Below are 14,667 nucleotides of genomic sequence, written 5' to 3' on the forward strand. Positions count from 1 at the left end.
CTCCGGTCCGAGGCGTGCATATGGCGTGGGCGGCAGCAAGTGTAGCCGCCATGTTCGCCGGCGCGGCGATTGTCGGAATTGCCTTTGGGCTGTCCTGCGACGGGGATAGTTCCTGGATTGCCTTGGGAGTTTCACTAGGCGGCGCGATTAGTGGGTTGGGCATTTTATGGTACGGCTTCTATCGGCGTCTTGGCTGGTCCCGCCGCGACTTCGGCTTTCTTCCCTGTACACATTCGCTTTGGCACCTCCTATGGTGGATACCGCTTACCCTGCTGGGCGGTGGTGCGGCTACGGGAGTGATTGGATGGCAATTCGGTACCGAGCAAGAATCTTCAAGTATTGCTGATGGCATAGACATCAGTCCTGTTGCTGCTGTGCTCGCGGCCGTGTGCGGTGCAGTGGTTATTCCCCTCATCGAAGAAGTCGTCTTCCGGCGAGTTCTTTTTGATTGGTTGCAAGGAAGAATGCCAACTGCCATAGCTGCTTCTCTAACGGTGGCCATTTTTGCGGTAATGCACGGCATCCCTATGGTGGTGGTCTACTTAATCTTTGCAGGCACATCACTTATTGTTGCGCGACTGTGGTTTAGATCCCTCACAGCACCGTTTCTCATACACTGCGTAAACAACGCCGTGGTATTTTTGGTCGCACTTAACGGTTAATCCTGCTGTGCCTTGGGTCGTGCTCGCCGCTGCCAAATAATGAAGCCGGCGCCGATGAGCCAGAGAGTCGCGGCGGCGAAGTACCCAGGGATGGTCGTGGTGCGGGGCAGGTAGGAACTGCCTGGGACGAGTCCGGCAACCACGGGTTCGAGGAGGAAGCCAAGGACGGCGAGGTAATCGAACCAGCGGAACCGTGCCGAGGCCGCGCCGGCCAGCCCCAGTACCGGTCCAGAGAAGAGCGCCAGGAAGAACCACTGGGCGTTGTACTCGAATGCCTCGTGCCAGTTATACACGCCGAAGACCACGAGCAAGGTGTAGTGCACCGCCAGCATCATCACGATGATTCCCGTACCGGCCAGGAGTGCCTTGAGCCACCGGCCCGGAAATTCCTTACCCATGAGGTAGCTAAAGATTCCCCACACCATGCCCGAGCCCAAGACGTTGCCTAGGTAGTTGCGCACGGAAAGGCGGAGGGGAGCGGCGCCGGTGAGTAGGGTGGCGTCGGCAAACGCGATGTGCACGGCCGCGTAGGCCACCGAAATGATGAGGCCAGCGGCAAGAATATGGCGAGACATGTGGCTCCTAGATATGAAAAACCCTCGCCACCTACAAAAAGTAGGGAGCGAGGGAATAGGCTGTGGCGTTTAGCTTAGCGCCAACCCATGGTCATTAGCAGGCCGATGATGGCCAGGCCGAAGCCGATGCCGTAATTCCATGCGCCGAGGTCCGCCATGAACGGGATGTCCTGGCCAGCGAGGTAATTGACCACAAGCCACAGCAGGCCGATGACCATCAGGCCCAGCATGATAGCGACGTACCACTTCGGGGTGCCCTCAGAATTGATCTTGACGGGCGTGCGGTTGGTAGCAGAGCTCGAGGTAGGGACGGAGGAGCTCTGGGAAATCTTTGACTTCGGCATAAGATACCTTTTCTAGATTTAAAGTCTTATCTAAGTTCGTACTGAGGCCTTAGGATACCAGCAGTTATGGCTGCGGCAGAAGTGCAGCGGGGTCGAAACTCCACAGGCGGATATCAATATTTTGATCCTTGCGCATGGTATCGCCCGGGTTCACAGACGCCCAGCCAATCTTATTGGCATCCACCAAGGCACCGGTAGGAGCCGGCTCGCCGACGACGAACTGGCCGGTCCAGCCAGCCTCCCGCAACGCGGCCTCGGCCTGGCCTTGATTCTTGCGTACCAGGTCAGGGGCCTTAAAGAGCATGCCATTGGATACCTCAACGGTAACCGGCTTGCCCTTTTCCAGCTCCGCGCCCTGGTTGGAGACGCTCAGCACCGTGCCCTTCGGCTCCAAGGAATCCACCTCGCGGACGTCTACATCAAAGTCATTCGACTCGAGACGGCTCTGGGCATCCTCGACGTCCATGCCGGCGACATTGGGCACGCGCTTCTTTTCGACGCCCTTAGAAACCGTTACCCGTACCTTCGATCCCTTGGACAACTGCGTGCCGCCGGCCGGGTTCTGCTTGATGATTTGGCCGGCCGGGGACTCATCGTTTTCCTCCGAGACATCGGAATTGAGCACCAAGCCTGCCCCTTCGAGTGCCTGGGCGGCCTCATCCAAGGTCATGCCGGTGATATCCGGGACATCCGTAATCTCCTTGCCAGAGGAAACGGTCAGCGTGACTGAGGCATTCTTCTGCAGCTCGGAGCCTGGGGCCGGATTAATGCGGATGGCATTATTGCGTGGAATATCCGGGTTGGCCTCCTCATTGACGGTGACCTGCAGACCCATGTCTTCTAGTTCCTTAACCACCTCGTTGCGCGGGCGGTTTTCCACCTCGGGCACGGTAATTTTGTCGTGCTGAGCGGATTGGGTCTGGCGTGGCTTATCTTCAGAGTCTTTATCGTTGGAGAAGAAATCCCAGGCGAAGTAGCCCACGATGGCCACCAAGAGTGCGGCCAGGAAGGCTGCCAGCCACTTCATCCAGCCGCCACCCTGATTGTCATCGTCCTCGGTGGGGCGGGTGGACTGGATTGGCGCGCGGTGCGCGGCCGCAGCTGGTGCGGCGGCGCCGACCATTTCGGTAGGCTGCTCGTCTTCTTCCTCGTTGACGTGCATGCGCGCTGCAGCGGTGACCTGCCCATTGCGCAGGCGCTCCAAATCGCCGGCCATCTCCCAAGCGGACTGATAGCGATCCGCCGGGTGCTTGGCCATAGCGGTAAGTACTACCGCATCGATATTGACGCGTTGGGTAGGAGTCAGCGAGGGATCCGCAATGAGCTCCGACGGCGGCGTCGGCTCTTCCTGCACATGCTGATACGCAACCGCAAAGGGGGTTTCGCCCTCAAAAGGCGTATGGCCAGTGAGCGCCTCATAGAGAACGCAGCCCAGCGCATAGACATCGGAGCGGGCATCCGCGTTCTTACCGCGGGCCTGCTCCGGGGAAAGGTACTGGGCGGTGCCGATAACGGCGGAAGTTTGCGTCATCGCCGAGGTGGAATCATCCAAGGCACGGGCGATGCCGAAGTCCATCACCTTCACCTGGCCGGTGTTGGTGAGCATAATATTTGCCGGCTTGATATCGCGGTGGATAATTCCGGCCTCGTGCGAGGCTTGCAGTGCATCCGCTACCGGTTTGAGGATATCCGCCGCTTCTTGAGCGGACAGGGCTCCGTCTTCGCGAATGATATCGCGCAGAGTGCGGCCGTTGACCCGCTCCATGACGATATAAGGGATGGTCATGCCATCCAGTTCGGTTTCGCCGGTGTCATAAACCGCTACGATATTGGGGTGATTCAGCTTGCCCGAGTTTTGCGCCTCGCGGTAAAAACGCTCGCGGAAGTTGACGTCGCGCGCCATTTCCGGGCGGAGCATCTTTACCGCTACTTGGCGGCCTAGGACGGTGTCTTCGGCAGCATAGACCTCAGACATGCCGCCGGCGCCGATGATCTCGCCTCTCCGATAGCGGTCATTGACCATCGCTTAGTCACCCTCCTGTGTAATTAGATCGGCTAAGTCTCCGGGGAGCTCATTAGCCTGCGAGTTTACTGGAGTATCCAGCTCAGGTGTAGTTTCAACGTGCGTATCCTGCGGATTCTGTTGCGTTGGTACGGCCGGGGGCTGTTCCTGGTGGGTAGGCGAGTGGCGCGTGGGTGTCTCGCGGTGAGTAGTGGTACGCGGGGCTTCTTCCTGATCGGATTCCTGCGGCTCGGTCTCTGTCACCGTCACCGGTGCCGGGGCCTCTTCCGTCTCTTCCTCCGGAGTGTTCTGCGGGGTGGTGGTGGGATCGCGGTACTCCGTAACCACCGAGGTCTCCGGGGTACTGGAGGGTTCGCTTTCTCCCTCGTTATCGCTCAAGTTGTGGTAGGCGGCGTAACCACCACCGGCCACGGCTGCGAGGAGCAGGGTGATACCCAGGCCCTTCAGGAAGGAGGATCCGCCCTTGGACTCCTTGTGCGGAGCGGTGCCCGCAGCCGGATGGATCGTGGTGGGCTGGGCAACGTTGCCCAACATCTCCGTTGATGCGGACGGCGAGGGCTCGGGTGCGCGTTGTGTTAGTGGTGCGGACTTAGGCTGCGGCGGGCGCTTGCCCAAGCGAACTGCGGAGATGGCCAGAGTGAACTCATTGCCATCGGCGTAGCGGGTCGCTGGGTCCTTGCGCAACGCAATGCGGATGAGCTCGCGAGCCGGGGCGCTGATATTCGTCGATAGTGGCTCCGGCTCCTGGTTGATGTGGGCCAGGGCGATGGACACGGAGGAATCTCCGGTAAACGGGCGCTTGCCGGCGAGCATTTCATAGCCGACGACGCCGAGCGAATAGACGTCGGAAGCCGGCGTGACGTCGTTGCCCTGTGCTTGCTCGGGCGATACATATTGCGCGGTACCCACCACCATGCCGGTGCGGGTCAGCGGCACGGCCGCGGCCGCCTTGGCAATGCCAAAGTCCGTGATCTTGACCTGGCCATTTTGCGTAATGAGGAGGTTGCCGGGCTTAATATCGCGGTGGACCAGCTCCATGCGGTGAATGATGGATAGGCCATGTGCTGCCTGCTCGAGGACGTCGAGAGCGAGCTCTTCTTGCAGCGTATTTTCGCGCGCCAAAAGGTCTGCGAGGGATTCGCCGCGCACATACTCCAAGGCCATGAAGCAGAACTTGCGGCCGTTATCCTCTAGCTCGCGGTAGTCATAGGTGGCCACCACGTTCTCGGATTGAATGGATTTGGCCGATTTCGCCTCGTTGCGGAAGCGGGAGAGGAATTCGTGATTATCGGAAAACTCCGGGCGCAGGACTTTGATCGCCACCTCGCGATCGTTGCGGGTGTCATCGGCCAGCCACACGGTGGACATTCCGCCGTGGCCGATGATCCACTGGAGCTCGTAGTCGCTGCCAATAAGTTCTTGGAGATGTTCTTTATTCTCAGCGCTATTCATTACTGCTCCCCCTGGTATGCGCGCAGGATGGCGCGGCCAATCGGGCCGGAAACCTTGCCGCCCGTAGCGGACTCACCCAAGTTACCACCATTTTTCACCACGACGCCCACGGCGATATCGCGTTCCGGATCGAAGGCAACGTACCACACGTGCGGGGCCAGCCCCTCGCCGTGCTCGGCGGTGCCGGTCTTCGAGGCAAAGCCGTTACCGTCATAGCCCCAGGACGAACGCTCAGAGGCATACATCAAATCAGTAAGCGTAGCCGCGGTCTCCTCATTAACCGCCTGGTCTGCCTTCTTGGGTTTGGTGGTGCGGACATCTTTCATCTGGGCGTCGGTAATGCGATTGACCAGGTAAGGCTGCATGCGGGTACCCTTATTGGCCACGGTGCCTGCCATGACTGCGGCCTGTAGCGCGGTCATGGTGACATCGCGCTGGCCGATGGCAGACTGCGCCGTGGCCGCACCGTCCGGCAAATCGCCCAAGGTGCCGCCGGAGGTGGACACGCCAAGGTCGTAGTTCTCACCCACGCCAAAGGCCTTGGCGTACTTGCGCAGCTCATCCGCGCCGATCTGCTCCGACATTTCCACAAACGCGGTATTGCAGGACAGCGCAAACGCGGTCTGGAGCGTTACCGAATCCTGGCCATTGCACTTTTGATTGGCGTAGTTGGTCAGCTCCGTAACCGTATCCGGCAAAGTAATGACGTTGGAACCGGTCAGCGTGGAAGAGGGATCAAAACCATTGTTTAGGCCTGCCGCAGTGGTGATGATCTTGAAGATGGAGCCAGGGGGCAGCGTTTCTGCACCGGCGTGGTTGACCAGCGGCTGGCCCTCCTGCTCTTGCAGGTTGGCCCAATTATCCTCGGCAGAATCGCCCATCAGATCATTGGGGTTATAGCCAGGGTTGGAGGCCATGGCCAGGACCTTGCCGGTGGAAGGTTGAATGGCAACCGCAGAGCCCTCGTAGCCAGGACCCACCAGCTGATCATAGGCAGCCTGCTGGAGCGCAGGATCGATGGTGACCTCCACATTTGCGCCCTGCTTCGGCTTATCGGCCAGAGTATCCAGCCAGTTTTGCTTCATTAAAGAATCATCAGAGCCATTGAGGATGTCATTTTGGGAGGACTCCAGTTCCGAGGCACCAAATTGGCTAGACAAGTAGCCGGTCAAGTTGCCAAAGGCCGGTGAATCAATGGGGTAGGAGCGCGAGTAGGTTTCATCCGGGTTCTGCGTCGACTGTGCCAACACGGTATTGCCCGCAAAGATCTGGCCGCGCGGAGTGGTCTGCATTTCCATGAAGCCGCGCATATTCCGTGGATTATGGGCGTACTTATCTTCAGAAAATGCCTGGATCACCGTCAAATTGACCAGCAAAATAGCGGTCAAAATGACGGCAAATAAGGACACTAGACGGATGGATCTATTCATCGGTGAGCCTCCTGGACCGACGGGAACATGGAGGTATCGCTCGGCGCATTGCTCGAGGTCTCCTGCATGGGGCGGCGAGCCGCGTTAGAGATCCGCAGCAAGATCGCCAACAATACATAGTTAGCCATGAGAGAGGAACCACCGGCAGACATGAATGGCGTGGTCAAACCGGTCATCGGCAGCAGGGCAGAAATACCGCCGGTGACCACAAAGACCTGAACTGCCAAGGTAAGAGAAAGACCGGAAGCCACCAGCTTGCCGTAGGTATCGCGGGTGCGCAGCGCAGTGCCAAAGCCGCGGGTGGCCAGCATACCGAAAAGCACCAGTACGGCGGCTAGGCCAATGAGGCCGAACTCCTCACCGATTGCGGCAAGGATGAAATCCGAGTGGGCCACCGGAACTAGTTCTGGATGCCCCTCGCCCAAGCCGCTGCCAGAGATGCCGCCAGAAGACATGCCGAATAGCGACTGGGAAAGCTGGAAGCCCGTGCCATCATAATTGCCCAGCGGGTCTAGGAAGTTAGAAAAGCGTTGCTGGATCTTCGCGGAGATCTGATAAATACCAAAACCGCCCACACCGACGAGGACAACGCCGATAAGCAGCCAGCTCACCCGGCCGGTGGCCATAAACAGCATGCCAAGGACGGTGCTAAATAACAGCAGCGCTGGGCCGAAGTCATTGGAGATGCCCATGATGACGATCGCGATGGCCCACACGATCAGGATGGGCGCGAGGTCACGCAGGCGCGGCAGGGAGATGCCGAATACGCGGTAGCCTGCGACGGTAAAGAGGGAGCGCTTCTGCGTCAGCAGCATGGCGAAGAACAAGATCAGCAGGATCTTGGAGAACTCGCCCGGTTGAATGGAGAAGGGCCCCAGATTTAGCCAGATGCGTGCCTCCACGTCTGGGGGCTGCGGCCATACTAGCGGCAGGGCCAGCAGGACGAGGCCGGCGGCGCCCAAGATATAGGAGTAGCGCGTCAGCGAGCGGTGATCCTTCAAAATAGCTAAGACCAGCACAAAGAGCACGAGTCCGACGATGGTCCACATGACCTGACGCACGGCGAGGCCGCTTTCATTGACCAGATCCAGGCGGGCCAACATGATGAGCCCGATGCCATTGAGGATCGCCACCATTGGCAGCATGATCTGATCGGCATAAGGCGCTAAAAAGCACATCACCAAATGGGCGACAGTAAAGACTCCAATGAACCCGCCGATGAGATAAACCAGATCCATGGTCAGCGCGTTGTCTTGGGATAGCTCCAGGCTGACCAAAGTGATAGCAAAGACGATGGCGGCTAGGATGAGCAGGCCGAGTTCGGTTCCTCGGCTAAAAAACTTTTTCACAACCTACACCTCCCGGCAGGTGACGCCAGGCTTGTTCTTCTTGGCATCTTTTTTATCTTTTTGGCTCGGCGCAGTGATACATGGCTTGAGCGCCTTATCGCCCAAATCATTGACTTGCTGCTGTACCTCACCTAGATCACCAGTGGAGAGATGGTCGACGGCGCTGCGTTCAGATTCCGGTAGGTCCGTGACCTTCAGCGGCGTGAAGTCGCCCTCGCACGGCTGGCTAGAAAAGAGCAGCGAGTTGCTGTCATTAATGCACACGTTTTGGTGCGTGGAGTGTAGTTCCTTGCCAAAGACGGAGTAATCAGCACCCTGTTGGATGGTGATTTCCTGTGCCTCGTTGGTAGCCACGTAGTAATTATTGGACAAGAAGTTCTTCGCCCACAGTCCGGCACCGATGACCAACGCTAGGACGATGAGCAAGGCAATGAGTACCTTCCAGCCGATCTTTCGGCCGGAAGTTTCCTCCTCCGCTTCGTCATCGCTCGCCTCAGTGCGCTCGTCTTCCCTGTCCGCCATAACGGCTGGGGGGATTACCTGGGGTTTGCGGGAGAGCTGTGCCGCCCGCGAGGCGGAAGAATCCGGATGGGTTGGTTCTTCCGTAGGACCCGCGAGGGCGCCTACGCGGAATGGTTCGTGCTCCTGGGGGCTTTCCTCGGTCACTTCACCGATAACCACGGTGACATTATCCGGACCTCCGGAGCGGATGGCCAGGTCTACCAGCGCGGATCCCGCCTGTTCGATGCTGCCTTGCCCCAGTGCGGTTTCAATAGTGGAGGCTGTTACCGGATCAGAAAGCCCATCGGAGCACAACAGGATACGGTCGCCGGGCTTGGCGTCGAGGGTAAATAGCGTTGCCTCGACCGGGCGGCCCGTATAGGCCTTTAGAATGAGGGACTTTTGCGGGTGCGACGAGACGTCGCCTGGGTCCAGTTCGCCCTTATCCACCAAGGATTGCACATAGGTATCGTCCTTGGTGATCTGCTTGAGCTTGCCGTCGCGCAGCAGGTAGCCGCGGGAATCGCCTACGTGGCAGACACCGAAATCAGTGCCATTAAAGAGCATGGTGGACAGCGTGGTGCCCATGCCTTCGGTTTCTGGGTGGGCCTTGACGTGATCACTAATGGCCTCATTGGCCTGCTCGGCGGCCGCTTCCAGCAGGGCCTTGGTGTCTTCCTGGCCCGGATCTTGGTCCAAGATTTCTAGGTGGTTGACCATCAGCTCGGAGGCAACCTCGCCCGCCGCGTGGCCACCCATGCCATCGGCCAAGATCAAAAGGTGAGGACCGGCGTAGCCTGAGTCCTCGTTGTTGTCGCGAATGAGGCCGCGATCGGACTTAGCAAAGAAGTTCAGCTTCAGTGTCATGCGTTCAACCTCACGGTAGTGCGCCCCAGCTTAATTTCGGAGTCCGCGCCGACTACCTCGGGTTGGTCGATGCGCACGCCATTGACAAAGGTGCCATTGCGAGATTCCAAATCTTCCACAACCCATTCGCTACCGCGGCGGAATAGCCGAGCATGGTGGCCGGAAGAATAATCATCGCCTGTGACAAAGTCGCAGTCAGAGGCGCGGCCTAGCGTGCAGTCCTCCAACGTGCCCAATTCCATATGGGATCCCTGCAAGGGGCCCTCAACGATGGACAGTTGCTTAATCGCTTCCCGACGCCGCGGTGCCCCCACCTTCTTCGATTGCTGGCGGATAGCCCCAGCAGATTTATTAGTATCGCGGCGCATGGCGTTTAAGGCCACCAGGATAAAAATCCAAAGCAGAGCCAACAAGCCGATGCGAAGCGCCAGCATGATGACTGCATCCATGGCGACCTCCCTTCCTTAACTGAACTTAGTAGCTGTGCGAATCAAGGCCCGTGATGCGGACCTCGATGTGGGAATGGCCCATGGTGATCACATCGCCATCGGCCAGCAGCCAATTATCAATCGGCGTTTCATTCACGGTGGTGCCATTAGTGGACTGCAAATCCACCAGAACCGCATCCTGGCCGTTCCAGGTGATTTCCGCGTGCTGGCGGGATACGCCCGTATCCGGAAGGCGCAGGTCCGCGTCGTTGCTGCGGCCGATAATATTGGAGCCTTCCTGCACGTGATAAACGCGCGAGGAGCCATCCTGCAGCATCAGGTTGACTGCGGGGCCCTGCGGCTGCGGGGCGGGTTGACTATCTGGAGCAATGAAAGCGGTAGTTACCGCATCATCAGCAGTATTCTCGTGCTGCTCTGTCATCTGGTCCTCCTGACCATCAAAGTCGTGGAAAATAGCCTCAAAACCGGTCTCTTCCGTGGGCTCGTGATCAATAAACGAGGACACGCGAAGCTGACCCGTGCGCAAACCAGATTCTTCTGCCACTCGCACAATCACGGGGCCCGCGAGGGACCATCCGCTATTGCGAATAAAGCGCGTCAACTGGTCTGCACAATCGGCCGGCACATTGCGATCTTGCGACAAGTTCTCCAAATCCTTGGAGGAGACACCCACAGTCATTACGTTCGGACTATAAAGGTTGTCATCGTCGCCGCGCGCGAGATTGTCCTGAGCCTCTTGCTTCAAAAGCTCATCAATTTCTGCGGGAACGACCTTGCCGCCGAAAACAAGGGCCATGCCGTTATCAAGGCCGCGTTGCATGGCAGAGTCCAGCTTCGCCAGCTTTTCCAAAAACGCCACGAGCCATTCTCCTTTCCACCATGCAGCGATCAGTAGCGATCAGTATAGTTTGTTCACCCCCTCGAAACGTAGATGGCGACGCGAAAGTTCCCAGAAATTTCGCCGCTCCTTCCCCGAAATAGTTTATTTTTCCTGCAGATTTGTAGTTCTGAGGAGCATTCGTGGTATCTTTATCAAGTCGCTAAGACATTCACACCCTGCCCGGGTGGCGGAATTGGCAGACGCGCTGGCTTCAGGTGCCAGTGTTCGATAAGGACGTGCGGGTTCAAGTCCCGCCCCGGGCACCATGAGCAGTTGAACAAACTGCACGACCGGAAGTAACAAACTCGAAAGGGTATGTTACCTCCGGTTTCTTTCGTTTTCCGGTTTTTAAGGGCCGAGGATTGAACGTGCGGGGATTGAGGGCGCACATCCCGTTTGAGGGCAATGTTTGATGTGACGATGGGGTATGGGTTCGCGAGTTCGGAGGGATTTCGCTAGGAGCGGAATCCGTGGCTTTTTCATGTGGGGATGGGGATTATTGACGGCATGGAACAATCAACGAAGAAAGCCGCATTAGTTACTGGTGGGTCGCGTGGTATTGGACGTGCGGTAGTAGAAACCCTTGCACGGGGTGGGTACGACGTTGTACTGACGTGGAATAGTAACCGCACCGCTGCGGATGAGGCGGTCACTGATTTGTCGTCCCGGGGCTATCAGGTTCGTGCTGTACGTGCAGATCTAAGTGCCAGTGATTCTGTCGAAGAAACGGTTAAAGAGCTAGCGCAAGAAGGTCTTTTTAATGTCGTTGTCAACAACGCCAGTGCCGGAACTGAGATCGGGCCCATAGTTGATACTGAGTTAGACGAATGGAATAAGGCCATCACTATTAATGCGACGGCCCCTTTCCTGCTTATTAAGCATCTTGCTCCTTCGATGCCTCAGGGAAGTTCCATTATTAATATTTCGTCGTTGAATACTTTGTTGCCGCAACCTGGGATCGCTGAGTATTGCGCGGGGAAGTCTGCTTTGGAAGCACTGACGCAAGTAGCTGCTAAAGAACTTGCAGCTAAAGATATTACGGTCAACGCAATTCGGCCAGGAGTAACAGATACCGACGGCCAGCAAGAGGCCAATCCGGACCCGGAACTAAGGCAACAGCTCGCACAGATGACCCCTATGGGTAGGTTGGGCCGCCCGGAAGATATTGCAAAGGTAGCCGCTTTCCTTGCGGGGCCAGAGTCGCGCTGGGTTACTGGCCAAATGATTACGGCCTCAGGCGGACTGTAAATCGGTGCTTGGATGTGTTTAGGCTGCTAGGCACAGGCCCTGATTCGACGAGTGTGAGGCGCGGTCGAGTAAATCGTCGATGCTGAGGTTTAAGGATTGGTGGATGCTGCGAATGACTTCTGAGGATGCTTCTTTCCTGCCACGTTCAATATCTGATAGGTGGGATCGTGACAGGTTTGCCTCATCGGCTACGTCTTGGAGAGTCTTGGATTGTGCTATCCGCGTTTGGCGAAGTGCTTGTCCGATGCGTGTTCGAAGCAAGTCGGGTGTTGGGGCGGTTGATAAGGAAACGAGTGTCAGCGGCATACTCTTACCCTACGGTCAATGTGTAAATCGCGCATAGCGAATTTGTGAATTGAAGTGCCCCGGGTTTTGTTCCGTACCCTCAAATTGACGGCATAGATTCAATCTCCGATGCCCACTTTCAAGGGTTCAGCCCGGTAGCCTCAGCCTGTTGATAAGAGATGCCCTAGCCTTTACTTTATCGGGCGAATGCGCGTACGTCTTACCGCGGGCTGTGGCTAAAAAGCTCGTCCACTGTTGATTGAAGAACATTTGCCACCCTTTTTGCTACCGAAAGGCGCAGATCGGCTCCCTGCTCAGCGGCATAGATTGTTTGGCGTGATACTCCTGCGGATTCCGCAAGTTTCGATTGGGTTAGCCCTTTCCGAATTCGCGTGGTTCTTAGCATGTTGTTTGTTCTATCGGGCGTTTGCATCTTTGTCACTGACATCAACGGCCTGAGCCACTGCAACACCGCCAAAAACCACCGCTAGCATTGCCAGGCCAGCGTATACATAGATATTGCCCCAACCCTGAGAGTAAAGAGTCACTAGGGCCATCATGATTAAGACGTTTACGGTTGCTACCAGGGTGCGTTGCTTAGTCACATTTCCTCCTCGGATGTCTTTAACGTCGGTGACGTAAATATACTTTACACAATGACAACCATTTAATGCCTAGGAAAGGTCAAATCAACGCTTATTGATCGCTATGAATTTTCCTAACAGAGAGGGGAAAGTCGGTTCTGTAAGTCGATCTTTCCTTTTGGCTCGTTCTTAAAGCAGAAAGCTTGAAAGAGTCTCCAATCTGCTGTTTTGGTTTTCCGGTTTTGGGGTGTGAGTAGAGGTGCTGGGCTCTCTTGGAGAGCAAAGTCGATGAGGTTCCAAAAATGCTTTTCACTCGCCCCGTTTCGTGCAGGGGTGGAAGGTTACCGGCCTGACCGAGGGGCTACTGACTTGTCGAATGTGTCGGTGCCAGGTGGTTGGGTTGCTGGATTAGGAGTTAGTAAATCCGCCGGATGGTTTAGTCCACCTGAGTGTGTATCGGTAGTAAAAACGTCGTTGAATGCGGCATCCGGGGAGAACAATTTTGGCTATGTCGCAAATTTCTTTCAGCGACTTTTGTGGTTTTGAAGTCTTCATACCGGGATAATATTCCTCACGATGGGCTTTACTCATCAAACGTACTGGGATGACGAGTGCTCCGGAGATGAACCAGTCGGCCGCAGTTTTGTTGGAGGCAATCCCTATCACGAATAGTTCTCCTCCGGGTGATAGGAGTTCTGCGAGCCGTTTGAGTGCCGGTTCGAGTGGGAGGTGGTGGAGTGTTGCCACTGCCGTGATGAGATCGAACTGCTGTCCTAGTAGTTCTGGGGCGTCGAAAACATCGCCGAGAATTACAGTTGCGTTTGGGACGGTGGCCAGAAGGGCCCTAGCCTGTTTGACTGCATGGGGGTCTGAGTCTATGCCTCTTACGTCATGGACTACCTCCGCGAATTTGCTGACTAGCAGTCCGTCTCCCGAACCAACGTCAAGGACTTTCGAATCCGGCCCCGGGGCAGCGGCGAGCAGTTCAGAATGGTAGGCCGTGTTGTGATTCCAGCGACTTGTCATGGCATGGTCAATTTTACCGAATTGGATGGAGCTGAATTGGTTGCGTCCCCTAACGTGGTGTATCTGTAGCCCGCGGTAAGTCTTGTGCCGGTGTGCATGAAGGCGACCATCGCGGGTACCTTTCGAATCAACTCTTACCTATCCTCGAAAGGAAGTACCCTGCGATGGCCGCTGAGAGAGTGTCTGATGGTTTGTGTGTGGGAACCGATCCCGCATAAGGAGATAAGCCAGAATGACTACTGTGACAAGACGAGATCCGGCCGATAAGGCCAAGATTGATGCGATTGAAAAGAAGCTTCTTGCTAACCCTGAAATCGCGAAACTGATTGACGACCTAGGCACGTCCACAACGGATGCCAATGACCTGGTTCGCGGCATGCTGCAAGCCTCGATTACTAGGGGTTTGAATGCCGAGATGGATGCCCACCTCGGCTACGAGTCTGGTGATAGGAGCGGCAAAGCTGCAGCTGGGACAGACAATCACCGCAACGGGTCGTATCCAAAGACCGTGGATTCTAACTACGGGCCGGTCACCGTGGATATCCCCAGAGACAGGACTGGGACGTTTATCCCAACTATGGTCCCTAAAGGCTCGAGACGTTTAACTGATGTCGATGACATGATTGTCAGCTTGTACGCCGGTGGGATGACAATCAGGGATATCCAGCACCACATGGCAACGGCGATGCGGGTTGATATCTCCCATGAGACGATTTCAGCGGTTACTGACGCCGTCTTGGATGAGGTCATGGTCTGGCAAAACCGCCAGCTAGATGAGTTCTACCCGGTCATTTTCCTGGACGCGCTGCGCATTAAAGTCCGCGATGGCGGCCGGGTAGTCAACAAGAGTGCGTACATGGCAATCGGTGTAGACCTTGACGGCATCAAACACATTTTAGGATTGTGGATTGCCAAAGAAGAAGGCGCTTCATTTTGGGCGCAGGTATGCGCCAATCTTTCTAACCGTGGTGTCAAAGACGTCTTTATCGTCT

The 14,667-nt window shown here is 56.6% G+C and carries 16 protein-coding genes and 1 tRNA gene; 4 read left to right on the forward strand and 13 right to left on the reverse strand.

Annotated elements, in window-relative coordinates; genetic code table 11:
• Positions 1-50: 50 nt before the first annotated feature.
• Positions 51-662, forward strand: coding sequence for a CPBP family intramembrane glutamic endopeptidase (locus MHY13_RS08325; RefSeq protein WP_239235984.1), 612 nt, complete (start codon positions 51-53; stop codon positions 660-662).
• Here MHY13_RS08325 and MHY13_RS08330 read toward each other — a convergent pair.
• The 9 genes from MHY13_RS08330 to MHY13_RS08370 form a co-directional block, all read right to left on the reverse strand.
• The gene (locus MHY13_RS08330; RefSeq protein ID WP_239282828.1) at positions 659-1,237 is read right to left on the reverse strand and encodes a hypothetical protein; all 579 of its coding nucleotides are present in this window, start codon (positions 1,235-1,237) and stop codon (positions 659-661) included. The two genes, MHY13_RS08325 and MHY13_RS08330, sit on opposite strands and share 4 nt — an antisense overlap.
• Before the next feature lie 74 nt (positions 1,238-1,311).
• Positions 1,312-1,581, reverse strand: coding sequence for a cell division protein CrgA (gene crgA, locus MHY13_RS08335; protein WP_005326260.1), 270 nt, complete (start codon positions 1,579-1,581; stop codon positions 1,312-1,314).
• A 64-nt stretch (positions 1,582-1,645) separates the two neighbouring features.
• Positions 1,646-3,604 carry a Stk1 family PASTA domain-containing Ser/Thr kinase gene (gene pknB / locus MHY13_RS08340; RefSeq protein ID WP_239282830.1) on the reverse strand — a complete coding sequence of 653 codons (1,959 nt, stop codon included), beginning with the start codon at positions 3,602-3,604 and terminating at the stop codon, positions 1,646-1,648.
• Positions 3,605-3,607: 3 nt separating this feature from the next.
• Positions 3,608-5,056: a serine/threonine-protein kinase gene (locus MHY13_RS08345; RefSeq protein ID WP_239282832.1), complete on the reverse strand. Its 1,449-nt coding sequence runs from the start codon at positions 5,054-5,056 to the stop codon at positions 3,608-3,610.
• The gene (locus MHY13_RS08350) at positions 5,056-6,486 is read right to left on the reverse strand and encodes a penicillin-binding transpeptidase domain-containing protein (RefSeq protein ID WP_204610601.1); all 1,431 of its coding nucleotides are present in this window, start codon (positions 6,484-6,486) and stop codon (positions 5,056-5,058) included. The genes MHY13_RS08345 and MHY13_RS08350 overlap by 1 nt, the downstream gene beginning before the upstream one ends.
• Positions 6,483-7,835, reverse strand: a complete 1,353-nt coding sequence (locus tag MHY13_RS08355; protein WP_239282834.1) for an FtsW/RodA/SpoVE family cell cycle protein — start codon at positions 7,833-7,835, stop codon at positions 6,483-6,485. The genes MHY13_RS08350 and MHY13_RS08355 overlap by 4 nt, the downstream gene beginning before the upstream one ends.
• 3 nt (positions 7,836-7,838) lie before the next feature.
• Positions 7,839-9,203: a PP2C family serine/threonine-protein phosphatase gene (locus MHY13_RS08360; protein WP_239282836.1), complete on the reverse strand. Its 1,365-nt coding sequence runs from the start codon at positions 9,201-9,203 to the stop codon at positions 7,839-7,841.
• Positions 9,200-9,652, reverse strand: a complete 453-nt coding sequence (locus MHY13_RS08365; RefSeq protein ID WP_005329668.1) for an FHA domain-containing protein — start codon at positions 9,650-9,652, stop codon at positions 9,200-9,202. The genes MHY13_RS08360 and MHY13_RS08365 overlap by 4 nt, the downstream gene beginning before the upstream one ends.
• 25 nt (positions 9,653-9,677) lie before the next feature.
• Positions 9,678-10,511 (reverse strand): DUF3662 and FHA domain-containing protein, encoded by an 834-nt coding sequence (locus MHY13_RS08370; protein ID WP_239207738.1) that lies wholly within the window; start codon positions 10,509-10,511, stop codon positions 9,678-9,680.
• A 199-nt stretch (positions 10,512-10,710) separates the two neighbouring features.
• On the opposite strand from MHY13_RS08370, the gene MHY13_RS08375 reads away from it, so the two are divergent.
• Both MHY13_RS08375 and MHY13_RS08380 read left to right on the forward strand, forming a co-directional pair.
• A tRNA-Leu gene (locus tag MHY13_RS08375) sits at positions 10,711-10,798 on the forward strand.
• 241 nt (positions 10,799-11,039) lie between these two features.
• Positions 11,040-11,780: an SDR family NAD(P)-dependent oxidoreductase gene (locus MHY13_RS08380; protein WP_204610598.1), complete on the forward strand. Its 741-nt coding sequence runs from the start codon at positions 11,040-11,042 to the stop codon at positions 11,778-11,780.
• 18 nt (positions 11,781-11,798) lie between these two features.
• Here the strand turns inward: MHY13_RS08380 and MHY13_RS12280 are convergent, their stop codons facing one another.
• The 4 genes from MHY13_RS12280 to MHY13_RS08395 all read right to left on the reverse strand — a co-directional run bounded on the left by MHY13_RS12280 (position 11,799) and on the right by MHY13_RS08395 (position 13,675).
• Positions 11,799-12,086, reverse strand: coding sequence for a helix-turn-helix domain-containing protein (locus MHY13_RS12280; protein ID WP_367398078.1), 288 nt, complete (start codon positions 12,084-12,086; stop codon positions 11,799-11,801).
• 199 nt (positions 12,087-12,285) lie between these two features.
• The gene (locus MHY13_RS08385) at positions 12,286-12,513 is read right to left on the reverse strand and encodes a helix-turn-helix transcriptional regulator (protein WP_367398079.1); all 228 of its coding nucleotides are present in this window, start codon (positions 12,511-12,513) and stop codon (positions 12,286-12,288) included.
• Complete coding sequence (locus MHY13_RS08390) at positions 12,482-12,670, reverse strand: hypothetical protein (protein WP_204611472.1); 189 nt, start codon at positions 12,668-12,670, stop codon at positions 12,482-12,484. The genes MHY13_RS08385 and MHY13_RS08390 overlap by 32 nt, the downstream gene beginning before the upstream one ends.
• Before the next feature lie 387 nt (positions 12,671-13,057).
• Positions 13,058-13,675 (reverse strand): bifunctional 2-polyprenyl-6-hydroxyphenol methylase/3-demethylubiquinol 3-O-methyltransferase UbiG, encoded by a 618-nt coding sequence (locus MHY13_RS08395; protein ID WP_204610596.1) that lies wholly within the window; start codon positions 13,673-13,675, stop codon positions 13,058-13,060.
• A gap of 232 nt (positions 13,676-13,907) precedes the next feature.
• On the opposite strand from MHY13_RS08395, the gene MHY13_RS08400 reads away from it, so the two are divergent.
• The coding region (locus tag MHY13_RS08400; RefSeq protein ID WP_239282838.1) for an IS256 family transposase at positions 13,908-14,667 on the forward strand (760 nt) is incomplete at its 3' end.

This window comes from Corynebacterium sp. ACRPE (assembly GCF_022347435.1).
Taxonomy (GTDB): domain Bacteria; phylum Actinomycetota; class Actinomycetes; order Mycobacteriales; family Mycobacteriaceae; genus Corynebacterium; species Corynebacterium tuberculostearicum_D.